19 protein-coding genes are annotated in these 24326 nt (G+C 69.2%); all 19 read right to left on the bottom strand.

What is annotated here, in order from left to right; all coding sequences use genetic code 11:
• Positions 1-129: 129 nt before the first annotated feature.
• Positions 130-3306 (bottom strand): isoleucine--tRNA ligase, encoded by a 3177-nt coding sequence (gene ileS, locus ACIG5A_RS14115; RefSeq protein ID WP_397240565.1) that lies wholly within the window; start codon positions 3304-3306, stop codon positions 130-132.
• Positions 3307-3574: 268 nt separating this feature from the next.
• Positions 3575-3775 (bottom strand): hypothetical protein, encoded by a 201-nt coding sequence (locus tag ACIG5A_RS14110; protein WP_397240564.1) that lies wholly within the window; start codon positions 3773-3775, stop codon positions 3575-3577.
• Positions 3776-3850: 75 nt separating this feature from the next.
• The gene (locus ACIG5A_RS14105; protein ID WP_397240563.1) at positions 3851-4705 is read right to left on the bottom strand and encodes a DivIVA domain-containing protein; all 855 of its coding nucleotides are present in this window, start codon (positions 4703-4705) and stop codon (positions 3851-3853) included.
• Positions 4706-4774: 69 nt separating this feature from the next.
• Positions 4775-5077, bottom strand: coding sequence for a YggT family protein (locus tag ACIG5A_RS14100; protein WP_397240562.1), 303 nt, complete (start codon positions 5075-5077; stop codon positions 4775-4777).
• An 89-nt stretch (positions 5078-5166) separates the two neighbouring features.
• Positions 5167-5970 (bottom strand): cell division protein SepF, encoded by an 804-nt coding sequence (locus ACIG5A_RS14095; RefSeq protein ID WP_397240561.1) that lies wholly within the window; start codon positions 5968-5970, stop codon positions 5167-5169.
• A 253-nt stretch (positions 5971-6223) separates the two neighbouring features.
• On the bottom strand, positions 6224-6967 hold the full coding sequence (locus tag ACIG5A_RS14090; protein ID WP_397240560.1) for a YggS family pyridoxal phosphate-dependent enzyme: 744 nt from the start codon (positions 6965-6967) through the stop codon (positions 6224-6226).
• 2 nt (positions 6968-6969) lie between these two features.
• On the bottom strand, positions 6970-7698 hold the full coding sequence (gene pgeF, locus ACIG5A_RS14085; protein ID WP_397240559.1) for a peptidoglycan editing factor PgeF: 729 nt from the start codon (positions 7696-7698) through the stop codon (positions 6970-6972).
• 104 nt (positions 7699-7802) lie between these two features.
• Positions 7803-9023, bottom strand: coding sequence for a cell division protein FtsZ (ftsZ, locus tag ACIG5A_RS14080; protein WP_397240558.1), 1221 nt, complete (start codon positions 9021-9023; stop codon positions 7803-7805).
• A 361-nt stretch (positions 9024-9384) separates the two neighbouring features.
• The gene (locus tag ACIG5A_RS14075; RefSeq protein ID WP_397240557.1) at positions 9385-10092 is read right to left on the bottom strand and encodes a cell division protein FtsQ/DivIB; all 708 of its coding nucleotides are present in this window, start codon (positions 10090-10092) and stop codon (positions 9385-9387) included.
• Positions 10093-10148: 56 nt separating this feature from the next.
• Entirely contained in the window at positions 10149-11615 is a 1467-nt protein-coding gene (murC, locus tag ACIG5A_RS14070) for a UDP-N-acetylmuramate--L-alanine ligase (RefSeq protein ID WP_397240631.1), read from the bottom strand.
• Positions 11616-11818: 203 nt separating this feature from the next.
• On the bottom strand, positions 11819-12940 hold the full coding sequence (gene murG, locus ACIG5A_RS14065; protein ID WP_397240556.1) for an undecaprenyldiphospho-muramoylpentapeptide beta-N-acetylglucosaminyltransferase: 1122 nt from the start codon (positions 12938-12940) through the stop codon (positions 11819-11821).
• Positions 12937-14385 (bottom strand): putative lipid II flippase FtsW, encoded by a 1449-nt coding sequence (ftsW, locus tag ACIG5A_RS14060; RefSeq protein WP_397240555.1) that lies wholly within the window; start codon positions 14383-14385, stop codon positions 12937-12939. Before ftsW ends, murG begins: the two co-directional genes overlap by 4 nt.
• An 83-nt stretch (positions 14386-14468) precedes the next feature.
• Entirely contained in the window at positions 14469-15908 is a 1440-nt protein-coding gene (gene murD, locus ACIG5A_RS14055) for a UDP-N-acetylmuramoyl-L-alanine--D-glutamate ligase (RefSeq protein WP_397240630.1), read from the bottom strand.
• A 50-nt stretch (positions 15909-15958) separates the two neighbouring features.
• Positions 15959-17035 (bottom strand): phospho-N-acetylmuramoyl-pentapeptide-transferase, encoded by a 1077-nt coding sequence (mraY, locus tag ACIG5A_RS14050; protein WP_397240554.1) that lies wholly within the window; start codon positions 17033-17035, stop codon positions 15959-15961.
• Between the two features lie 76 nt (positions 17036-17111).
• Positions 17112-18728 carry a UDP-N-acetylmuramoyl-tripeptide--D-alanyl-D-alanine ligase gene (gene murF, locus ACIG5A_RS14045; RefSeq protein WP_397240553.1) on the bottom strand — a complete coding sequence of 539 codons (1617 nt, stop codon included), beginning with the start codon at positions 18726-18728 and terminating at the stop codon, positions 17112-17114.
• Positions 18729-18750: 22 nt separating this feature from the next.
• Complete coding sequence (locus tag ACIG5A_RS14040; protein WP_397240552.1) at positions 18751-20376, bottom strand: UDP-N-acetylmuramoyl-L-alanyl-D-glutamate--2,6-diaminopimelate ligase; 1626 nt, start codon at positions 20374-20376, stop codon at positions 18751-18753.
• Between the two features lie 128 nt (positions 20377-20504).
• Positions 20505-22415 (bottom strand): peptidoglycan D,D-transpeptidase FtsI family protein, encoded by a 1911-nt coding sequence (locus ACIG5A_RS14035; protein WP_397240551.1) that lies wholly within the window; start codon positions 22413-22415, stop codon positions 20505-20507.
• Positions 22412-23269 carry a hypothetical protein gene (locus ACIG5A_RS14030; RefSeq protein ID WP_397240550.1) on the bottom strand — a complete coding sequence of 286 codons (858 nt, stop codon included), beginning with the start codon at positions 23267-23269 and terminating at the stop codon, positions 22412-22414. Before ACIG5A_RS14030 ends, ACIG5A_RS14035 begins: the two co-directional genes overlap by 4 nt.
• A complete protein-coding gene (gene rsmH, locus ACIG5A_RS14025; protein ID WP_397240629.1) occupies positions 23266-24264 on the bottom strand; it encodes a 16S rRNA (cytosine(1402)-N(4))-methyltransferase RsmH in 999 nt (332 codons plus the stop codon). Before rsmH ends, ACIG5A_RS14030 begins: the two co-directional genes overlap by 4 nt.
• Positions 24265-24326: the final 62 nt, after the last annotated feature.

Raw genomic sequence — 24326 nt, 5'->3', positions numbered from 1 at the left:
AATCATCAAACAAAATCTCCTACTATTCGTCTTCCACCAACCCCGGGCGGGGGGGGGCCCCCCCCCCGGGGGGGGGCCCCCGGGGGGGGGGGGGGGCCCCCCCCCCCCCCCCCCCCCCACCACCCGGTCTCAGGCCTTGGTGACCGAAACCCGGACACCGCCGACGATCTCGGACGCCGCCGCACCGGCCGCACCGAAAGTGAGCGCGGTGGCGAGGATTTCACCGGCGATCAGGTCGCGGTGCGTCCGCGCCCAGTCCTGCCGCTCCTCGGGCACCTCGAGCACCACGCTGATCCGGTCGGAGACGTCGAGCCCGAGGGACTTCCGCGTCTCCTGCAGATCGCGGATCAGGTCGCGGGCCCAGCCCTCGGCCTCCAGTTCCTCGGTGACCTTCGAATCCAGCACCACCAGACCGGCATTGCCGGGCAGCGCCGCGGTCGATTCCGGTTCGGCGGCGACCAGGCGCTGGGTGTACTCCTCCGGCAGCAGGGCGATGCCCGCGGCGGTGACGACGCCGTCGGCGCCCTCGCTCCACTCACCGGCCTTGACCGCCTTGATCACCGTCTGCACCTCTTTACCGAGGCGCGGACCGGCGGCACGGGCGTTGACGACCAGTTCGAACCGGCCGTGCACCGCGACATCGGTGGTCAGGTCGACCTTCTTGACGTTCACCTCATCGGCGATCAGCTCGGCGAACGGGGTGAGCCGCTCGGCATCGGCCGCGGCGATGGTGACCTCGGCCAGCGGCAACCGCACCCGCAGGTTCTGCGCCTTGCGCAGGCTGAGCACCGTCGAGCAGACCACACGGACCTCGTCCATCGCGGCAACCAGCTCCGGATCTGCGGGCAGCTCACCCTCCTTCGGCCAATCGGCGAGGTGCACCGACTCTTCGCCGGTGAGCCCGCGCCAGATCACCTCGGAGATCAGCGGCAGCAGCGGCGCGGCCAGCCTGGTGACCACCTCGAGCACCGTGTGCAGCGTGTCCACCGCGTCCCGGTCCTCGTCCCAGAACCGCGAACGCGACCGGCGCACATACCAATTGGTCAGCGCGTCGGCGAACTGGCGCAGCTCGTCACAAGCACCGGCGATGTCGTACACCTCGAGCGCCTCGGTCATCGTGTCCCTGGTCCGCGCCAGCTTCGCCAGGATGTACCGATCCAGCACATGCGGCGAATCCGTGCGCCACGTCCCGGCTTTCGAGGCGTAGAGCTGCAGGAAGGTCCACGCGTTCCACAGCGGGCGCAGCGCGTGGCTCACTCCCTCGCGGATACCGCGCTCGGTGACGATGAGGTTGCCGCCGCGCAGGATCGGCGAGCTCATCAGGAACCAGCGCATCGCGTCGGAGCCGTCGCGATCGAAGACTTCCTTCACGTCCGGGTAGTTGCCCTTGGACTTGCTCATCTTCAGGCCGTCGTCACCGAGCACGATGCCGTGCGCGGCAACGGTTTTGAAGGCCGGGCTGTCGAACAGCGCGGTGGACAGCACGTGCAGGGTGTAGAACCAGCCCCTGGTCTGCCCGTTGTACTCGACGATGAAATCGCCGGGGAAGTGGCTGTCGAACCACTCCTTGTTCTCGAACGGGTAGTGCACCTGGGCATAGGGCATCGAGCCCGATTCGAACCAGCAGTCGAGCACCTCGGGCACCCGGCGCATGGTCGAGTTCCCGGTCGGGTCATCGGGATTCGGCCGGGTCAGCTCGTCGATCATCGGGCGGTGCAGATCGTCGGGGCGCACGCCGAAGTCACGCTCGAGCTCGTCGAGCGAGCCGTACACGTCCATCCGCGGGTAGGCCGGATCGTCGGACACCCAGACCGGGATCGGGCTGCCCCAGTACCGGTTCCGGCTGATGTTCCAGTCCCGCGCGCCCTCGAGCCACTTGCCGAACTGGCCGTCGCGGATGTGCTCGGGCACCCAGGTGATCTGCTGGTTCAGCTCGACCATCCGGTCGCGGAACTTGGTCACCGCGACGAACCAGGACGGCACCGCCATGTAGATCAGCGGCTGGCCGGAGCGCCAGCTGTGCGGGTAGGAGTGCTCGATCGTCTCGTGCCGCAGCAGCTTTCCCGCGGCCTTGAGGTCCTTGATGATCACCGGGTTGGCGTCGAAGACCATCAGGCCCTCGTACGGCGGCACCATCGAGGTGAACTTGCCGCCCTGATCCAGCGGCTGCACGATCTCGATGCCGTTGGCGGTGGCGACGTCCATGTCCTCCTCACCGAATGCCGGTGCGAGGTGCACGATTCCGGTGCCGGAGTCGGTGGTCACGTAGTCGGCGTTGAGCACACGGTGCGCGTTCGGGTGGCCGACGAAGAAGTCGAACGGCGGCGCGTAGGACAGCCCGGCCAGTGCCGCGCCGTCGTACTCGCCGAGCACCTCGGGCTCGTCGCCGAACTCGCGGGTGTAGTGCGAAACCCGCTCGGCGGCCAGCAGATAGCGCTTGCCGTCGGCGGCGCGCAGCTGGACGTAGCGCACGTCGGGATGCACGGCGATAGCCAGGTTGGACGGCAGCGTCCACGGGGTGGTGGTCCAGATGAGCGCGTTGGCGCCGTCGAGCGCGTGCAGCGGATGCTCGGCCGGGACGCTCAGCACCATGTCGACGGTGACCGCCGGGTCCTGGCGCATCTTGTACGCGTCGTCAAGGCGGGTTTCCTGATTCGACAGCGGTGTCTGCTCGTACCAGCTGTAGGGCAGTACCCGGAAACCCTGGTAGATCAGGCCCTTCTCATGCAGCGACTTGAACGCCCACATCACCGACTCCATGAAGTCGAGATCGAGTGTCTTGTAGTCGTTGTCGAAGTCGACCCAGCGGGCCTGACGCGTCACGTAGTCGCGCCATTCCCCGGTGTAGCGCAGGACCGACGATTTGCAGGCGGCGTTGAATTCGGCCAGCCCCATCTCATCGATCTGTGATTTGTCCGTGATACCGAGCTGCTTTTCGGCTTCGATTTCCGCGGGCAATCCGTGGCAGTCCCACCCGAAACGCCGGTCGACACGCTTACCGCGCATGGTCTGGAAACGCGGTACCAGATCCTTGACGTATCCGGTGAGCAAATGGCCATAATGCGGCAGCCCGTTGGCAAAGGGCGGGCCGTCGTAGAAGACGAACTCCCCGCTGCCGGTGCGGTTGTCGATGCTGGTACGGAAGGTGTCGGCGGCGGCCCACGCGTCCAGGACGCGTCGCTCCATGTCCGGGAACGACGCAGCAGCACTTACCCGCCCCGTCGGCTCCGCCGACTGCCATCCCCCGGTACCGACCGCCAGGTCGACGCGCGGGTAGGCGCTGCTCTTGGAAGTTTCGTCCGCCATCGCGGTGCGTCTCCTCGTGCCGTGTCAGTGGGCACGGGGACGATGCCGGCGCCCGTGCGCCGATACCGCGGTACCACCCCGCTTGTCCGGCAACCGCACCGGACCTCTCGTAGGAGCTGTGACGGGCTCACCCGTTCGGTTCTAGTGAGCGCGACCCCTGCGGGCTGCGCCGTTCTTCCGAAGACTCCCCGGTGATGGCCGGATCGACGTCATGTTCATGTTTGATTCTAGCCAGCGCGGTCAAACCACTTTCCGTGCCCCTGATACATCAGCGTTTCGCATGTCGTCCCGGCGGCGGCGCGGCGTCCCCGTTCGGTCCACGCATGGAAAGGGCACTTACCAGCAACAGCACAGCACCGACCACACACACGAGGATGCAACCCCACGCCCAGATCACCGATCCGGTGGTCAGCGCGGTGACCAGCAGGGCGAATCCGATCGCGGCAAGGGCTAGCGTCAAGACGAGCATGGTGATCCCCCTAGCATGCCAGGCGGCTTGACAGGACCTCTAGCTACTCGACTACAGCTGGTTCGCCTGGTCGGCTTACTTGCCGCCCTTGGCGAAGGAGGCGGGCGCCAGGTTGTTGGCCGTGTTGGCCTCCGCACCGAACTCGCCACCGTCGACCGGCACCGCCGAGCCACGGTTCTCCAGCTCCTCGAGCTGCGATTCCAGGTAGGACTTCAGCCGCACCCGGTACTCGCGCTCGAAGGTCTTGAGCTGTTCGATCCGGCTCTCCAGCACGCTGCGCTGCTGGGTGATGGTCGCCATGATCTCGGTGTGCTTGCGCTCGGCGTCGGCCTGCAGCGCGTCGGCCTTTTCCTTGGCCTGCCGTAGCTGGCTGTCGGAACGGGTCTGTGCGTCGGAGAGCATCGCGTCGGACTTCTGGCGGGCGTCGGCGATCATGGCCTCGGACCTGGTTCTCGCATCGCCGACCAGTCGCTCGGAGTTCGCTCGCGCATTGGCAAGCAACCCTTCGGCTTCCGACTTGGCGTCGCTGGTGAGCCGGTCCGCCATCTCCTGGGCCAGGCTGAGCACCTTGGCGGCCTGCAGGTTCGCGTCCGCGCTCGGCGCATCCTTGACCGGGGCGGGCATCGGCGCGGGCGGCGCCTGCTGCACCGGCGGCTTGATCGGCTCCGGCGGCGGCGGGGGCGCCTGCTGCACAGGGGCTTTCACCGTTTGCGCAACGTTGGCCGGGCCGCGGTTCTTCTTCGCGTCGGCCAGTTCCGCGTCGAGCTCGGCGACCCGCTGACGCAGGTCGGCGTTCTCCTCGATCAGACGCGAGAGCTCCTGCTCTACGAGATCCAGGAAGGCGTCGACTTCATCCTCGTTGTAGCCGCGCTTTCCGATCGGTGGTTTGCTGAACGCGACGTTGTGCACATCGGCTGGGGTCAGCGGCATCGAAGGATCCCTTCACGCGTCTTTTGGAGATCTAGCAGATCTAGCAAGCTGTCTTCTCGGCCCATTCTGTCACACCGGGGCTACTGGTTGCCCGAGCCTGCCCACGATCGACATCAAGATGAAGACGATGAAAAGCAGGACCATAATCGACAGATCCAGCCGAATTCCTCCCAGTGACACCGGGGGTATCAACCGCCTCAGGAGTTTCACCGGGGGGTCGGTGATCGTGAAGATCACCTCCAACATCACGACTACGACGCCGGTAGGGCGCCAGTCACGGGCGAAGCTACGGATGAACTCGACGATCACCCGGCTGATCAGCAACAGCCAGAAGATGAACAGTACGAAGTACAGCACCGCGAACAAGGCCACGACTTCACTCTGCCCGAAAATCCCCGCCGCGCAAAATGACCGCGCCGCCCCACCGTCCCCCGGTCTGCATCACCCCCCAGATCACAACCTTATTTCTGGTTGTAGAAGCCGGTTTCGGCGATGCGTCGGCGTTCTTCCGCTGATACATCAACGTCCGCCGGTGAGAGCAGGAACACCTTGGTGGCGACCTTGTCGAACGAACCCCGCAGTGCGAACGCGAGGCCCGCGGCGAAATCCACCAGCCGCTTCGCGTCGGCGTTGCTCAGATCCACCAGGTCCATGATCACCGGGTTGCCCTCGCGGAAGCGCTCGCCGATGATGCGGGCCTCGCTGTAGTCGCGCGGGCGCAGCGTCGTGATCTTGGACAAGGGACCTCCGTCCTCGAAGATCCCCGGCCTGCGCGCGGGGGCGGGCTCGGGGCGCACGCGCTCCTCCAACCGCCGCTCCTCGGCCTCGGGATCGACGGCGAGCGCACCCCTGGTGGCTCCCCGCAGCATCGGCGCGCCGCCACCGGCACGGAACCGGCCCGACGAGGCGGACTCGATCCTGGTCGGCCGCCGCGGCGACTCGTAGCGGTCGTCGCCGTAGGGCTCATCGGCGTAGTCGTCACGACGCGAGACCGGGTAACCGGCCTTGTACGGCGCTTTGTAAGCGGGCTCCGGGTAATCGGACTCGTCCTCGAAACGGTCGGAACCGTACCGGTCATCCCCATAGCGGTCGGTGTAGCCGCCCCGCTCGGCATAGTCGCGAGGACGGGACCGACGGGCGCCTTCCGTGCCACGGGGAGCGCGCGTTTCCGCAGCGCGCATGTCGTGCTCGGCGACGTAATCGTCCTCGTAATCCTCCAGCGGAACCATGCCGAAGTAAGCCTTGAACTTGTGCAGCGTGCTCATGCTTCCACCTCGCCAGCGCTCGGCTCCGACACAAGTACGTCCATCTTCCACTCGCCGCGCTCGTTCATTCCTCCACCTCGCTAGCGCTCGACTCCAGCACGAGCAGGCTCGTGGCTGCGTTGATTTCTCGCTCGCTGCGCTCGCTCATCTGGTCGACCTTCCTTCGGCCCCGGTGGCGGCCGGGTGTTGAAGTCTTGCGCACACCTCGTCAGTTCAAGCATATGTGTCGAATGTGACTGATGAGGTTTCTTTGCTACGCCGAGGTTATCGGTCGAGCGCCCATCAAGGCGGTACCGACACGCACAACGGTGGAGCCGTGTTCGATGGCGGATTCCAGATCCCCCGACATTCCTGCGGAAAGTTCGGTCGCGCCGGGGTGTTCGGCTAGTAGCAGCGTGTGCAAAGTCGCAAGACGTGCAAAACAACTATCAGACTCAGCCCCCAGCGGCGGAATGGCCATCAGGCCACCCAGGCGCAGCCCCGGCGCGGCGGCGATCCGATCGGCGAGCGCGACAAGGTCTTTCGGGGCAAGCCCACCCCGTTCGGGGTCCTCGTCGAGACTCACCTGCAGCAGTACCCTGACCGGTTCGGTGCGCTCCCCGGCGTCCAGCGCGGCCACCGCGGCCGCGTCAAGAGCCGTTGCCAGGCGTTCGCTGTCGACCGAGTGCACGGTGTGCGCCCACCGGGCCACCTGCCTGGCCTTGTTGCGCTGCAACCGACCGATCATGTGCCACTGGACATCCGGGAGTTCGCGCAGCTCGTCGACCTTCGCCGAGGCCTCCTGCTCGCGGGATTCCCCGAATTCGCGGCGCCCGAGCCGGTAGAGAATCTCCACGTCGGCGGCCGGGAAGAACTTGGTCACCGGCAGCAGCCGCACCGCGTCGCGCGGCCGCCCCGCCGCGCGGCATGCCGCATCGATCCTGGCCAGCAGACCGTCCAGATTGGCCGCCAGCTCGGCCGTCCTGGCCGCCAGAGCCTGTCCCGCAAGCGTTTCCATGGTCACTCCCCCGCTTGCATCCAGATGACGCCGCCCAGCCGCCCCGTCGGCGCGCCGCGGCGATGGCTGAACAGGGTGCGGTCCTCGATGGTGCAGCGCGGGTCGACGGCGACGGCGCCGACCCCGGCCTCGGTGAGCTGCCTGCGAATTCCGGCGCGCAGGTCGAGCGCCGGTGTGCCGCGCACGGTGGTGGTCGCGCTGCCGGGCAGATGCGCCTCGACATCGGCGCGCATGGCCGCGGGCACCTCGTACTGGCGTCCGGAGGCCGCAGGGCCCAGGAAGGCGCCGATACGGTCCATCCTGGCACCGACGGACAGCATCGCCTCCAGAACCTTTGGCACGATACCGATTCGGGCGCCGATACGGCCCGCGTGCACGGCGGCGATCACGCCAGCCTCGTCGTCGGAGAGCAGGATCGGCACGCAGTCGGCGGTCAGCACCACCAGCGCGAGCCCGGGGACGGTGGTCACCAGCGCGTCGGTGGCGGGCACCGGCTCGGCCCGTGGGCCGTCGACGATTTCGACGTTGCGGCCGTGGATCTGCTCCATCCACACCAGGCGCTCGGGCGCGAGCCCGATCCCGTCGGCCAGGCGATCCCGATTACGCCGCACCGTCGCCGGATCGTCCCCCACGTGATCCCCGAGGTTGAACGAGTCGTACGGCGGCGACGAGAACCCTCCGGCTCGCGTCGTCACCACCCGGCGAACGGTCAAGGTAGGCGCAACAGTCATGCCGCCGAGCGTAGTAGGACTCGGCGCACCGTACCGAAAACGCACGAAGGCCCGGGTGGTGAAGAACTCACGACCCGGGCCGATCAGGGATTCAGGTATCCGCCCTAGCTGCGGCGCATGAACGACGGCACATCGACGTCGTCATCGTCGTCGGCGTCCGGCGGTTCGATGTGCGAGCGCGGGTTGGCCGCGACCGTCGGCTCGGCCAGGCGGGCGCGTTCGGTGTCGCGGTAGCTCGGCACCGGCACCCGGCTGGAAGTACCCGTCGTGCTGTCGCCGCGCGCCGCGACCTCGGCGCTGGACCTGGCCGAGGAGACCTCGCCCGCACGCGCCGCACCGATGGTGCCGCGGCCGGCTTCGAAGGTACGGCGGGCGGGCCCGCCGCCGTCGAAGCCCGCGGCGATCACGGTGACGCGCACCTCGTCGCCGAGCGAATCGTCGATCACGGTGCCGAAGATGATGTTGGCCTCGATATGCGCGGCCTCCTGCACCAGCGACGCCGCCTCGTTGATCTCGAACAGGCCGAGATCCGAGCCGCCCGCGATCGAGAGCAGCACGCCGTGCGCGCCGTCCATCGACGCCTCGAGCAGCGGCGAGTTGATCGCCGACTCGGCCGCCTTCACCGAGCGGCCCTCGCCGCGCGCCGAGCCGATGCCCATCAACGCGCTACCCGCGCCGGACATCACGCTCTTCACGTCGGCGAAGTCGACGTTGATCAGACCGGGGGTGGTGATCAGATCGGTGATGCCCTGCACACCGTTGAGCAGGACCTCGTCCGCGGAGCGGAAGGCGTCCATCAGGCTCACCGCCGCGTCGCCGAGCTGCAGCAGCCGGTCGTTCGGGATGACGATGAGCGTGTCACAGGACTCGCGGAGCAGGTTTATCCCGACCTCGGCCTGATTACCGCGGCGCTTGCCCTCGAACGAGAACGGCCGGGTGACAACGCCGATGGTGAGCGCGCCGAGCTTGCGCGCGATGCTGGCAACGACGGGCGCGCCGCCGGTGCCGGTACCACCGCCCTCACCGGCGGTCACGAAGACCATGTCGGCGCCCTTGAGCACCTCTTCGATCTCGTCCTTGTGATCCTCGGCGGCCTTGCGGCCCACCTCGGGATCGGCGCCGGCGCCGAGGCCGCGGGTGAGCTCGCGGCCGACGTCGAGCTTGACGTCGGCATCGCTCATCAGCAGGGCCTGCGCGTCGGTGTTCACCGCGATGAACTCGACTCCCTTGAGACCCTGTTCGATCATCCGGTTGACGGCATTCACACCGCCGCCGCCGATACCGACGACCTTGATCACCGCAAGGTAGTTGTGCGGGGGCGTCATGGGCTCTCGCCTTCCTTCGATCTAAAGCCTGTCGTTTTCGGATTCCGGACATTCCGCCGGTCCCGGTCGTTGGCTCGGGCCGCCGAACTCAGCGATCCGTCGCCCGGGCAAACCCTAAACCTCAACCATAGGGTTAGCGTTATGTCAAGTATCCGACTGGTGCGGAACGCTATTCGCAGCCGCCGCGATACGCGCGCAGGCGCGCCGAAACGAGTGACAGAATCTTGTGTGATCCCTCTCGTTTCGCCGCACAACACACCGTATGGTGGACGGTTGCCCCCCGGAACCCGGATTTCCCGCGGCCACCGTGTCCCGCAGGACCCGGCGCCCCCGAAAAATCCCTGGGCACAATGGGTGTCGATCACTTTACCGTGACAAGATTGGGACTCGAAACGTCGAACACCCTTCCCTCACGGGTCAACAGGGGAAGAACCACTTGCGCCTTGCGCTGCGCGTCGTTCGTGCCGCCCCACAGTACCGTGCGACCGTCCTTCAGGTTCAGCGAAATATCTGAAATCGACCGTGCGACAACCTCGTCCACCTGGATGGACAGCGCGGGCGGCAGTACCGACAGTACCGCGACCGCGGCCTTGGTCACCGCGTCATTGCTGCCAGGACGGTCCGCGAGCAGCTTGGGCACCCCGATGGGCGGCGCCTCGATCGAATACTCCACGCCCTCGGCGTCCATCAGATGCGCGCCCTGTGCGCTGTCCCAGAACAACACCGGGGTGCGCTCGACGACAGTCACCTTGACACTGGACGGGAACACCCGCTGCACCCGCGCGCTGCGCACCTTCGGCAGCGCGGCGATCCGCCGGGCCATGGCATCGGTGTCGATGCGCAACATCGACCGCCCCTCGGGGACTTCGAGCAGATCGCGCACCTGCTGATCGGGGACGGCGACCACGCCCTCGACCTTGACGTTGCGCACCGAGAGCACCGGGGTGAACCAGGCGACGGCGCCGAGCGCGACGAGCACGACGACGGCCAGCGCGGTCAACAGCCAGATCCGCCGCCACGGCGCGGCGCCTACGCCACGGCCGACGCGGCCGAACTCGATCCGCCGCAACTCAGCTCACCGCCCGTACTGTGCTGTATCGGCGGCGCTCACCGGGCCCTGCGTGGTCACGCTCCGCTACCGCCGCCGGGCCCTGAGTTCGCGCCGCGCGGACGCGCCCTGAGCCCATCGAGAATCTGGCTGCCGAGCATCGTCACATCGCCGGCGCCCATGGTGATCACCACGTCACCGGGCAGCGTGAGCCCGGCGACCTGCCTGCCCACCCGCGACATATCCGGTTGGTAGTGCACCGGTTTGGTGACCGCCTGGGCCACCAGCGCGCCGTTCACACCGGGCAGCGGTTCCTCCCGCGCGCCGTACACGTCGAGCACGACCACCTCGTCGGCCAGGCTCAGCGCGGCGCCGAAATCCTGGGCGAAGGTCGCGGTGCGGCTGTACAGATGCGGCTGGAAGACCACGATCACCCGGCCCTGCCGCGAACGAGCACCGTCGCGCGCCTCCTGCTGCACCAGTTCGGCGGCGGCGCCGAGTACGGCACGCACCTCGGTCGGGTGGTGGGCGTAGTCGTCGAAGACCCGCACGCCGTTCTCCCGGCCCGCGAACTGGAAGCGCCGATGCACGCCGCCGAAACCCTCCAGGCCCTGGACGATCTCGTCGATATCGGCGCCCGCCGCCCTGGCCGCGAGCAGTGCGGCGAGCGCGTTGAGCGCCATATGCCTGCCTGGCACCGCGAGCCGCAGGGTGCGCGGCGCGGGTTCATCGTGCAGCTGGAACTGGACGACGCCGCCGACATCGCGCGGCTCCCAGCTGTGCATCCGGACACCGACCCGCACCGGCGCGTCGGCGAGTTCGCCGGAGCCGTAACCGAGGACGCGCACGCCGCGCTCGGCCAGGCGCGGGCCGACGCGCTCGGCCAGCGCGCGCGAACCGGGATCGTCGAGGCAGACCACCAGCAGTCCGCCGTCGGCGAGCCGGTCGGCGAAATCGTCGAAGACTTTGACGTAGGCCTCATCCGAGCCGAAGAAGTCCAGATGGTCGGATTCGATATTGGTGACCACCGCGACGTCCGGGTCGTACTGCAGCAGCGAGCCGTCGCTCTCGTCGGCCTCGGCGACGAAGATGTCGCCGGTGCCGTGGTGGGCGTTGGTGCCCGCCTCGTTGAGTTCGCCGCCGACCGCGAAGGACGGGTCGAATCCGCAGTGCTGCAACGACACGATCAGCATCGAGGTGGTCGAGGTCTTGCCGTGCGTACCCGAAACCAGCAGCGTGCGATGCCCGCGCATGAGCGAGGCGAGCACGGCGGGGCGCAGCAGCACCGGAATGTCGCGCCGGTTCGCCTCCACCAGTTCGGGATTGGTCTTCGGAATGGCCGCGTAGGTGGTGACCACCGCGGTCGGGCCGCCGTCGAGCAGATCGAGCGCGCTGGCGTCGTGGCCGATGCGCACCTGCGCGCCGCGGGCGCGCAATGCGAGCACACCACGGCTCTCCTTGGCGTCGGAGCCGGAGACCGCACCGCCGCGCGAGAGCAGGATGCGCGCGATACCGGACATGCCCGCACCACCGATCCCGACCATGTGCACGCGCTGCAGTGCGGCGGGAAGATCGGTGTCCAATTGGCGGCGCTCCCTGGGCCCTCCGTGGTCACGCTCCGCTGCCGCCTCCGGGCCCTGAGCTCGCGCTGTGTCCAATTGGCGGCGCTCCCTGGGCCCTCCGTGGTCACGCTCCGCTGCCGCCTCCGGGCCCTGAGCTCGCGCCGGGGTGTGAACCTCGTCCTCGCTCATCGGCTCGCCACTTCCACGGCGATGCGCGCCACGGTGTCGGCGGCGTCGCGATGGCCCGCGCCTGCGGCGGCGCGGCCCATCTCCTGCAGCCGTGCGGAGTCCTGGAGCAGCGGTATCACCTCGTCGATCACATATCTGGGTGTCAGTTCGGAATCCGGCACAATTGTGCCACCGCCCTTGGCGACGATGGGCCTGGCATTGAGCTCCTGCTCGCCGTTGCCGTGCGGCAGCGGCACATAGAACGCGGGCAGCCCGACGGCCGACACCTCGGCGACGGTCATCGCGCCGGAGCGGCACACCGTCGCGTCGGCCGCGGCCAAGGCGAGATCCATCCGCGAAAGATACGGCACCGCCACATAGCGCGCCGCGTCGTCACCCACCGTGTCGAGGTCGAGGCTGTTCTTCGGCCCGTGCGCGTGCAGCACCGAAACGCCAGCGGCGAGCAGATGCGGCGCGGCGCCGGAGACGGCCTCGTTGAGACTGCGCGCGCCCTGCGAGCCGCCGGTCACCAGCAGCACCGGGCCCTCGGCAGGCAGCCCGAAGTGGGCGCGCGCCTCCGCGCGCAGCCCGGCCCGGTCCAGCGCGGTGATGGATTCGCGCACCGGGATGCCGATCACCTCGGCGCCGGTCAGGCCCGAATCCGGTACCGCGGCAAGCACCCTGGCGGCGCGGCGGGCGCCGACCTTGTTGGCGATACCCGCCTTGGCGTTCGCCTCGTGCACCACCACCGGCACCGCGCGCCTGCGGCGCAGCAGGCCCGATCCGGCGGCCAGGTAGGCGGGCAGTGCCACGTAGCCGCCGAAACCGATGATCACGTCGGCCTCGACGGCGTCGATCACCTCGCGTGCCCTGGCCACCGAGGCGCGCACCCGGCCGGGCAGGCGCAGCAGGTCGGCGGTGGGCTTGCGCGGCAACGGCACCGGGGGAATGAGTTCGAGCGGATAGCCACGCTCGGGAATCAGCCGGGTCTCCAGCCCGCGTTCGGTGCCGAGCGCGGTGACCCTGATCGAGTCGTCCAGTCTGCGCAGCGCGTCCGCCACGGCGAGCGCTGGTTCGATATGGCCCGCGGTACCGCCGCCGGCGACGATCACCGACAGACCTGGCCGAAGGTCATTCACCTGGATCTACCTCGTTCTCTCGCATGTGGCATCGGGTAATTCGGTTCCCAGGCCCTGGTGGCTCGCAACGAACCGGTGCCGCGGCTGTCCTGGGCGCGCCGCCTGCCCGTATCCGGCGCGGGTAGCGAGCGCCGCGGTGGCGCCTGCCTGGACCGCTCCGCCTTGGCGCGCTCGGCGGCCTTGGCCTTCGCGGCCGAGCGTGCGCGCGCGGCGTCGGCGCGGGCCGGGGAGTACACCTCGGGTTTGGGCAGTCGCAGCAGCCTACTGAACCGGCCGTCCTGCCCGCCGTGCAAGGCCGCGACCGCTTCCGGTTCGTGCCGCGCCGCGTTGGCGATGATGCCGAACATGAACAGGGTGATGGCCAGCGACGAGCCGCCCGCGGAGACCAGCGGCAGCTGCAGGCCGGTCACCGGGAGCAGGCTCACCACGTAGCCGATGTTGATCAGTGCCTGCCCGGTGATCCAGGTGGTCGCGGTGGCGGTGAGCAGCCGCAGGAACGGGTCGACCGAGCGGCTGGCGATGCGCAGGCCGGTGTAGACGAACAGCGCGAACAGGCCGAGAACCAGCGCGCAGCCGAGGAATCCGAGTTCCTCGCCGATGATGGCGAAGATGAAGTCGTTGTGCGAGTTCGGCAGATAGCTCCACTTGGCCCGGCTCTGCCCGAGGCCGCGGCCCCAGATGCCGCCGTCGGCCAGCGAGTACAGCGCTTGGCGCGCTTGATATCCGATGCCCTGCGGGTCGTCACCAGGATTGAAGAAGGCGCGCATGCGGTCCGAGCGATAGCCCGCGGACAGCGCGAGCACACCGGCGGCGACCATGCCGGACACCGCGATCGTCACGAAGAGCCGCACCGGCAGCCCGCCGAACCAGAGCAGCGCGGCGAGCACGATGCCGAGCGCGATCGTCGTCGACAGGTTCGGCTGCAGCACGACGAGCAGGCACACCAGCAGGCCCGCCGGCACCAGCGGAATCAGAATGTCTTTCAGCCCAGCGTGTTCCGAGCGGCGCGAGGCGAGCAGATGCGCGCCCCACACCACCAGCGTCACCTTCACGACCTCGGAGGGCTGCACCGAGATCGGGCCGAAGACGAACCAGCGGCGCGCGCCCTGCACCTCGGACCCGATGCCGGGAATCAGCACGAGGACGAGCGCGAGCACCGAACCGGCGAACATCGGAAACGACCACTGCCGCAACCGTTTCAGCGGAATCCGCAGCGCGAGATAGAACAGTGCGCAGCCGATCGCGGCGAACAGCGCCTGCGTGATGAACAGCGAATACGCCGATCCCCCATCGGCATACGCCTCCACACTGGACGCGGAGAGCACCATCACCAGGCCGAGCACGGTGAGCAGCGTGGCGATGGTGACCACCAGGTGGAACGACGCCAGCGGCCGCGCCAGCCAGGCCCCGAACCGCGTCGTGCCCGCCTGCCCCTTCCGCTGCATCTTCGGCGTCGCTCCCTGGACCCTGCGTGGTGACGCTCCGCTACCGCCTCCGGGCCCTGAGCTCGCGCCGCGGGCCGCCTCCGTCATAGCCGCCGCCCGATGTCACCGTCTTCCAGAGAGTTCACCGCGGCGGCGAAGCTGCGCCCGCGGTGGGTGTAGTCGGCGAACATGTCCAGTGAGGCCGCGGCCGGAGCCAGCAGCACGGTGTCGCCGCTACTGGCGAATCCCGCCGCGGCCCGTACGGCCTCGGCCATGATGGCGTCGGCCTTGTCGGTAATCGACGAGTCTCCCATCACAGCATCGTCTCCCGAGCGCACCTCGACGACGGGGACTTCCGGCGCGTGTCGCGCCAATGCGGCGGCGATCACCGGCGCGTCGGTCCCGATCAGTACCGCGGCGACGAGCCGGTCGGCGACTTCTTCGACGAGATCCTCGACGGCGGCGCCCTTCAGCTGTCCGCCCGCCACCCAGACAACCTGCGGATGCGCCAGGATCGACGAGCGCGCGGCATGCGGGTTGGTGGCCTTGGAGTCATCGATGAATTCGACACCGCCGAGCTCGCGCACGAACGCGGCGCGGTGCGGGCCGACCTTGTGCTCGATCAGCCCCTCGCGCACGAACTGCGGCGCCACATCGATGGCCCTGGTCAGCGCGGCGGCGGCCAGCGCATCGGCGACACCGGCCGGACCCTGCGGGCTGATGTCGCCGACCTCGGCCAGGATGGCGGCCTTGGTGAACGCGCGATCGAGCAGCTTGCCGTCGACGACGCCGAGCTCACCGTCGGCGGGCACACCGATGCGGAAACCCACGGTGCGCCGTGCCTTGGAGCGCCTGGCCAGCGAGGCGGCCACCGGATCGTCGAGGCCGACGACGCCGACCCGGCCGACCAGTGCGCGCGCCTTCGCGGCGGCGTAGGCGTCGAGGCCGCCGTGCCAGTCCAGATGATCCTCGGCCACATTGAGCACAACGCCCGCCTCCGGGCGCACCGAGGGCGCCCAGTGCAGCTGGAACGAGGACAGCTCGACGGCGAGCACCTGCGGACCGGGGTTGCGGCGCAACGCATCCAGGATGGGCAGCCCGATATTGCCGCACGCCACGCTGGCGATGCCCGCGGCGCGCAGGATCGAGTGCACCATCGAGGTGGTGGTGGTCTTGCCGTTGGTTCCGGTGACCACGAGCCACTTGCGTACCGGGCCGTAGATCCTGGCCTGATCGACCCACCAGGCGAATTCGACGTCGCCCCAGACCGGGATGCCCTCGGTGACCGCCGAAGCGAGCACCGGCGAATCCGGCCGCCAGCCCGGGCTGGTGATCACCAGCGCGAACCGGCTCCAGTCCGCGGTCTCGAGTTCGACACAGGTGGCGACGTCGAGGCCGAGTTCGGCGGCCTCGGCCAGCGCCTTCGCTCCGGCGTCGGTGACCACCGGGCGCGCGCCGATATCGCGCAGCGGTTCGATCAGCGAGCGACCGGAGACGCCCCAGCCCGCGACGAGAACGTCACGGCCGCGCAGGAATTCGAGCATGGGCCCCGGTGATCGCAGGGCCCTCGGAGAATGTTCGACCATCGTTAGTTTCACCCGACCGCGGAGAGATATTCGCTGTAGAACAAACCGAGACCGACAGCAGACGCCATGGCGGCGAGCAACCAGAATCGGATGATCACTGTCGTTTCCGCCCATTTGCTGAGCTCGAAGTGATGGTGGAACGGCGCCATCTTGAACAGTCGATTGCGGGTGGTCCGGTACACCGCCACCTGCAACACCACCGACACCGCCTCGGCGACGAACAGCGCGCCGATGACGACCATCAGCAGCTCGGTCCGAGTGGTGATCGATAGACCGGCCAGCATGCCGCCGAGGGCGAGCGAGCCGGTATCGCCCATGAAGATCTTGGCGGGCGCGGCATTCCACCACAGGAAGCCGACGCACGCGGCGGCCGCCGACGCGCAGACCAGCGCCAGGTCCAGCGGATCGCGCACGTTGTAGCAACCGGCCTCGGGCACCGTCGCGCACGCGTTGCGGTACTGCCAGAAGGTGATGATCACGTACGCGCCTAGGACGAGGCTCATCGAACCCGCCGCGAGGCCGTCGAGGCCGTCGGTCAGGTTCACCGCGTTGGACCAGGCCACGACCAGGAAGCAGACCACGGCGAGGAAGATGATCGCGCCCACCGACACCGTGGTGATGTCACGGACGTAGGAGATGTGCCTGCTCGCCGGTGTCAGCCCGCTGCCGCCGCGGAACTGCAGCGCGAGTACGCCGAAGATGACCGCCGCGCCGACCTGGCCGATGTACTTGCCCGCCGCGGACAGGCCGAGGTTGCGTTGTTTGCGCAGCTTGATGAAGTCGTCGAGGAAGCCGACGATGCCGAGCACGGTGGTCAGCCCGAGGACGAGCAGGCCGGAGGCCGACGGGCCGTCCGCGTGGTAGCCGATGCCGATCAGGTGCGAACCGAGGTAGCCGCACCACATACCGACCAGGATGGCGACACCACCCATGGTCGGGGTGCCGCGCTTGGCCTGATGGCTGGCCGGACCGTCGACCCGGATCTCTTGGCCGAAGCCCTGTTTGGCGAAAATCCTGATCAGCAGCGGCGTCAGCAGGATGGAGACCGCGAGCGCGATCCCCGCCGCGAACAGAATCTGTCTCACGACTGCGCCTCGCTAGCGCTCGGCTCCGTCGTTCGACCAAAGGTCGCTGTGCCTTTGGTTCGCTCGCTACGCTCGCTCACGACTGCGCCTCGCTATTTATGCCTTTGAGCTCGTTCACAACCCCTGCCTCCGCGCTGCTACCCCTGCTGTGCGCACCGATCAGGTGCTCGGCCACCTCCCAGAGGCCGACGGATTTGGATGCCTTGACCAACACCACATCGCCCGCCTCGACGGCGTCGTCGAGCAGCGCGATGGCCGCGCCGATATCGGGCACGAGGACCGACTCCTCGCCCCATGAGCCTTCCATCACTGCTCCCTGATGCATCGCCCGGGACGGCCTTCCCGTCCCGACCACGACGAGCCGGTCGACATCGAGGCGCACCGCGAGGCGGCCGATCCGGTCGTGTTCGATCACGGATTCTTCGCCGAGTTCGCCCATTTCGCCGAGTACGGCCCAGCTGCGGCGCGGCGTCTCCCCGGCGCGGGACATGGTGACCAGCGCTTTCAGCGCGGCGCGCACCGAATCGGGGTTGGCGTTGTAGGAGTCGTTGACGACGGTGACGCCCGCGGCGGTGGTGCGCACGTCCATGCGGCGTGCCGATGCGGCCTGCGCGCCGGACAGTGCCAGCGCGATGGTGTCGAGGTCGGCGCCGCATTCGAGGGCGACCGCGGCCGCGGCGAGCGCGTTGCCGACGTGGTGTTCGCCGTGCACCGCGAGGCGCACGGCGACGCTGCCCTTCGGGGTGTGCATGGTGAAGGCGGCGCGCGCCTCGGCGTCGAGGCGGACCTCGGTGGCCCTGATCTCGGCGCGCTCGGCCCGGCCCACACCGACCACCCGCGCCGATGTGCGCGCGGCCATCGCGGCGACCTGCGGGTCGTCGACATTGAGCACGGCCAGCCCGGTGGACGGAAGCGCCTCCACCAGTTCACCTTTGGTCTGCGCGATGGCCTCGCGGCTGCCGAATTCGCCGAGGTGGGCGGTGCCGACGTTGAGCACGACGCCGATGGTCGGCGGCACCACCTCGGTGAGCGCGGCGATATGGCCGGGGCCGCGCGCGGAAAGCTCGAGCACGAGGAAGCGGGTATCGGCGTTGGCGCGCAACGCCGTCCACGGGTGGCCGAGCTCGTTGTTGAACGAGCCTGGTGGCGCGACGACCGAACCGAGGGGGGCCAGTACCGCGGCCAGGAGATCCTTGGTGGAGGTCTTACCGGACGACCCGGTCACCCCCACCACCGTGAGTCCACCTGTCGCTCTGTCTGATCGGCGGCGCTCGGGGGGCCCTCCGTGGTTACGCTCCGCTGCCTCCTCCGTCGCTCCCGCCGCGACGAGGCGTTCGACGCTGTGCCGGGCCAGCGCGGCGAGCGCGGCGAGCACCGCGGCGCCCGATCCGTCCGAATCATGGGCCAGCGCAACCGAAGTCGCCGGAACCGCGCCCGGCTTCGGCGTGACGACGAGGGCGGGTACGCCCACCGGCCGTGCCGCGAGCACCGCCACCGCGCCGGCGGCGACGGCCGCCGCCGCGAAGTCGTGCCCGTCCGCCCGCTCGCCGGGCACGGCGAGGAACAGATCTCCGGAACCGATTCGGCGCGAATCGAATTCCACCGAACCGGTTACCTTCGCCTCCGGGTCGGGTACGTCGTGCAGCGTGGCGCCGACGACGTCCGCGATCTCCCGCAGTGTCATCTCGATCATGAAACCGTCAAGTCCTCTGTGTTCAATTGGCGGCGCTCCTCGTACCCTGCGGCGCCGGGTCGCCGTGCAGATTCCGTTCCAGCGCCGCGGCGAGCACATCGCGGTCGTCGAACGGCTGCTTCACGCCCTGGATTTCCTGCCCCGCTTCGTGTCCCTTGCCCGCGACCAGCACCACATCGCCCTGCCGCGCCCATGCCACCGCCGCGGCGATGGCCTCGCCGCGATCGCCGATCTCGCGCACCTCGCCGCGTTCGCCCGCGGGCACCTGCCGCGCACCGGCGAGTACCGCGGCGCGGATGACCGCTGGATCCTCGGTGCGCGGGTTGTCATCGGTGATGATCACCAGATCCGTGCCGCGCGCGGCCGCGGCGCCCATCAGCGGGCGTTTACCGGCGTCCCGATCGCCGCCTGCGCCGACAACGACGGCGAGCCTGCCATCGGGCTCCGCGGCAGCGAGATGTCCACGCAGCGTGGCGATCACCGACTCCAGCGCGGCGGGCTTGTGCGCGTAGTCGACGATGGCGAGGAAATCCTGCCCGCGCTCGACCCGCTGCATCCGGCCCGGCACGTCGACCTGGGCCAGCGCCTGCGCCGCGACCGCGCCGTCGACGCCGGCCGCCGCGCACACCGCGACGGCCAGCAGGCCGTTGGCGACGTTGTAGCGGCCGGGAAGCCGAAGGCGCACAACGACATTGCCGTGCGGGCCGGTGGCGTGGAATTCCTGCTCGGCGCCGTGCGTGCGCACCTCGCCTGCCAGGCTCCAGTCGGCGAAATCGTTGGTGGACACCGTGATCGGGCCGTCGAGCGCCTCGGCGAGCCGCTGGCCCCACTCGTCGTCGACGCAGATCACCGCGGTGCGCGCGGCGATCGGCGAGCCCGCGTCGAAAAGCCTGCGCTTGGCGGCGAAGTAGTCCTCGAAGTCGCTGTGGAAATCCAGGTGGTCCTGCGACAAATTGGTGAACGCGCCCACCGCGAAACGCACGCCGTCGACCCGGCCGAGCGCGAGCGCGTGGCTCGACACCTCCATCACGACCGCGTCGACGCCCTGCTCGACCATCAGCGCGAACATCGCGTGCAGCTGCGGCGCCTCCGGCGTGGTCAGCGCGCTCGGCACCCTGCGGCCGCCGATCCTGGTCTCGATGGTGCCGATCAACGCGGTGGACAGGCCCGCGGCGGCCAGCCCGGCCTCCACCAGATACGCGGTGGTCGTCTTGCCCGAGGTGCCGGTGATGCCGACGATGCGCAGCTTGTCCGAGGGATTGGCGTAGATCGCGGCGGACAGCTCGCCGAGCGCCGCGCGCGGCTGCTCACGCACCAGGACAGGCACGCCGAGTTCGCCTGCGCCCGGAACGGAGCTTGCGGAGTGACCCGACAGCAGAGCCGCACCCTCGGCATCGGTGTACACGGCGACCGCGCCGCGCTCGACGGCGTCGCGGGCGAACCGCGCTCCGTGCGCGTTGGCGCCCGGCAAGGCCGCGAACAGGTCACCGGCGCGCACCGCGTGCGAGCGCTGCTCGATACCGGTCACCGCGAGATCCGCTGGTACCGGGGCGGCAGAGCGGGCGCCGGTCAGCTCGAGCACCACCGACAGCGGTGTCGACGGCGGATGGGCGGGCCGGAGCGCGTGCTGGCCGGACTGCGCGGGCACATTGCTCCTCTCTATACGGGCACTGATCTGATGGCTTGGCTTATCTGATGCGGCACGGTGGAACGACGTGTCAGGTTACCGACGCGCGGTCCGGGCCCGACAATGCCCCACGGATAACCGGCACCGGGTCAGCTCGCCTGCAGCACGAACTGCCGCGGCGGGACCGTCGACGGCGGGATACGGTCGCGCTGCAGCGCCCAGGAGGCGATGCTGTGGAACAGCGGCGCGGCCGACTGGCCACCGCTGCCGTCGGAGCTGCGCACCGGGTTGTCGAGCATCAGCCCGATCACGTAGCGCGGGTTGTCGGCCGGCGCGATACCGGCGAAGGTGATCCAGTAGGCCGAGCTCGAGTAGCACTTGCAGCGCGGGTCGATCTGCTGGGCGGTGCCGGTCTTGCCCGCGATCTGATAGCCCTCGACCGCACCCGGTGCGCCGGTACCCATCTGCACGCCGCGCGGATCGCGCTGCACCACCGCCTGGAACATGGTGCGCAGCGTCTGCGCGGTCTGCGGGCTGACCACGCGCACGCCGTCCGGTCGCGGCTCGTCGGTGCGCGTGCCGTCCGGGGCGATCTTGGCCTTGACGATGCGCGGCGGAATGCGCAGGCCGTCGTTGGCGATGGCCTGGTACATGGCGGTCATCTGCAGGGTGGTCATCGAAAGGCCCTGTCCGATGGGCAGGTTCGCGAACGATCCGCCGGACCACTGGTCGCGGGCGGGCACCTGGCCCGCGCTCTCGCCGGGCAGGCCGACGCCGGTGCGCTGACCGAGTCCGAACCGGTTGAGCATGTCCGCGTAGCGGTCCTCACCGACCCGCTGCGCCAGCATCAGCGTGCCGACGTTGGAGGACTTACCGAAGACGCCGGTGGTGGTGTACGGCACCGTGCCGTGCTCCCAGGCGTCGCTCACGGTGACGCCCGCCATCCGGATGGAACCGGGAACCTGCAGCACCTCATCGGGATTGGTGAGCCCGTACTCGATGGCGGCGGACGCGGTGACGATCTTGTTCACCGAGCCGGGTTCGAACGGGTCGGACACCGACGGGTTGCCCATATCGGCCGAACCCCAGTTCTGCGGTCCGAGTTTGGGATTGAAGGTGCTGTCGTTGGCCATGGCGAGCACCTGGCCGGACTTGGCGTCCAGCACCACCGCGGAAGCGCCCTTGGCGCCGGACAATTCGCGCGCCTGCTGCACCTGCTGCTGCACGTAGTACTGGAGGTCGGTGTCCAAGGTGAGTTCGACGCCGTAGCCGTTCACCGCGGGCTGCTTGTCCCGCCAGCTGCCCGGGATCACCGCACCGTCGGAACCGCGGTCGTAGGTCTGTGAGCCGTCGGTGCCCGCGAGCACGGAATCGAGTGCGTCTTCCAGGCCGATCTGACCGTGCCCGTCCCAGCCGGTGGCGCCGATCACGTTGGCCGCCAGCGAACCACCCGGGTACTCGCGCAGATCCTGGCGTTCCGAACCGACCTCGGGAAACTGCCCGACGATGTCGGAGGCGATCCGCGGATCGACGCTGCGGGCCAGGTAGACGAAGGTCTTGTCGCTGCGCAGCTTGTCGAGCAGCTCCGCTTCGGCGGGCGCGTCCTGGCCGAGTTTGTCGTGGATGGCCTTGGCGATGGCCTTGAGCCGCTCGTCCGGATCGGGCGCGTCGTCCTTCTTGGCCTTCGCATCGGCGAGGCGCTTGCGGACCGCGACCGGCTGGAAGCTCAGTGCGCGCGCGGTGATGGTGAAGGCCAGCGATTTCCCGTTGCGGTCGGTGATCGGGCCGCGGATGGCCGCCTCGATATCGTGCGCGGTGCGCTGGCTGGCCGCCTGCGCGGACAGCGTCGGCGCGGAAATGCTTTGGATCCAGAGCAATTGGAGCGCGACGACGAGCAGTGCGACCAGCATCACGATCCGGCTGAAACCGAGCCGCAGCCGTAGCGGCCGCTCCGCCGAGGGCGGCGCCTGCCTGGGTCTCGCGGCCTTGGACGGGGCCGGCCCGCGTCGCTGGCGCGGCGCGGGCCTGCTCGTCTTGCGGGTGTAGGAGTCCCTGTTCACCGTGCGGCTGCCCCTTCCGGCAGGGGTTGCGGCTGTGGGTGGGGCGTTTCGACCGGAGCCGGGGGCGGCGGGGTTTCCGCGACCGGACCGGGCGCCTCGGGGGCGGGGGCAGCGGGTTGCGCCGGTGCGGGGGCCGGGGGGACCTCGGGTCCGGCGACACCGGGCGCGGGTGCCGGTGTCGGCGCCGGAGCACCCTGGGCCGCAACGGAATTCGCCACCGCGTCCTGCGGGGGCGGCTCGGGCTGGCCCGGTGGCGGGGTCGGCGCGGGCGGTCGGCTCGTCACCACCGGCACCGGCCGCTCATCGCGCGCCTGCGCGTTACCCACCTGCGGCGCGGCCGGCGCCGACGGCGAAACGTTCAGCGGCGGAACCGGTGCGCCCTGGGCGGGCGTCGGCTTGCCGATCACGGTGACGGTGCCGTCGGGCCCGATGACGAGGCGCGCCGGATCCTTCGCCGGGATCATGCCGAGTTCGCGTGCCCGCGCGGCGAGTTCGGGCGGCGAATCGGCGGCCTTCACCTCGCGCTGCAACGAGTCACGCTCCTCGGACAGTTTGCGATTGGCCGTCCTGGCGTCGCTGAGCTGGTAGCTGTCCTCGGCGGCGCGGGTGGTCAGCAGCAGTGTCAGCGCGAGACCGCAGCCGAGCAGCGCGATGATGGCCGCCACGAACGGTATGCGCGACGCCATCGCCGACGCGCGACGCTTCGGCAGCTCCGGCGCGTCGACGCGCCCCTCGGCACGCAGCTTGCGGCGCGCGTAGGCCCGCTGTGCCGCACCGGATTTGACGCGGTCGGACTCCTGGACGCGCCGGGCGACCCGGCCCGGCTTCTCCTCGGTGCGCATGCGCATACTCATCGGGTTGTCCCCTCCTGAATCCGCTCGGCCGCTCGCATCCGTACCGGCGCCGCCCGCGGGTTCTCCTCGATCTCCTGCTCTGTCGCCTTCTCGGCCCCCCGAGTCAGCATCTTGAATTCCGGTCCCATACCGGGCAATTCGACGGGTAGGTCGACCGGTGTGCGCGACGCGATCCGCGGCGCGAACTCCTGTTTGACCACCCGGTCTTCCAGTGACTGATACGACATCACCACGATCCGGCCGCCGACCCGCAGTGCGTCCAGCGCCGCGGGCAGCGCGGCGCGCAGCGAATCGAGCTCGCCGTTCACCTCGACCCGCAGTGCCTGGAAGGTGCGCTTGGCCGGATGCCCGCCGGTGCGCCGCGCCGCCGCGGGGATCGTCGCGTACAGCAGCTCCACCAGCTCAGCGCTGGTGGTGAAGGGTTTCTGCTGCCTGCGGCGCAGTACCTCGCTGGCGATCTTGCCAGCGAAGCGTTCCTCGCCATAGGTTTTCAGCACCCTGGCGAGATCGCCGTGGCTGTAGGTATTGAGCACGTCGGCGGCGGTGGGCCCCGTCGTCGGGTCCATCCGCATATCCAGCGGCGCATCGATGGAGTAGGCGAAACCGCGGTCGGCCTCGTCCAGCTGCATGGAGGACACGCCGAGGTCCATCAGGATGCCCGAGACCGAACCGGTGGTGGGCAGGCCCGCCTGCTCCAGCGCCGCGGCGATGCCGTCGTAGCGCGTGTGCACCAAGGTGATTCGGTCCGCGAAGGGCGCAAGCCGCTCACCCCCCAGCTTCAGCGCGGTGGTGTCGCGGTCGAGCCCGACCAGATGCACGTTCGGATACGTGCGTAGGAAATGTTCCGCGTGGCCGCCGAGGCCGAGGGTGGCGTCTATATAGACGGCGCCGGGTTCGGTGAGTGCCGGTCCCAAGAGGGCATCGGCTCGTTGCAGCAGAACCGGAACATGCAGCGGGCCGCGCTGTTCACGGTTCACCTCGACCTCCCGGATCATGCCTCGCGTCGTCGCCTGCACCGCTCGCACGGGTCGCCTTGTTACACAGTGCATTTCGAATA

Source organism: Nocardia sp. NPDC052566 (assembly GCF_044547285.1).
Taxonomy (GTDB): Bacteria; Actinomycetota; Actinomycetes; order Mycobacteriales; family Mycobacteriaceae; genus Nocardia.
The sequence above is the reverse complement of the archived record's forward strand: the minus strand, read 5'-3'. Positions and strand labels throughout refer to the sequence as shown.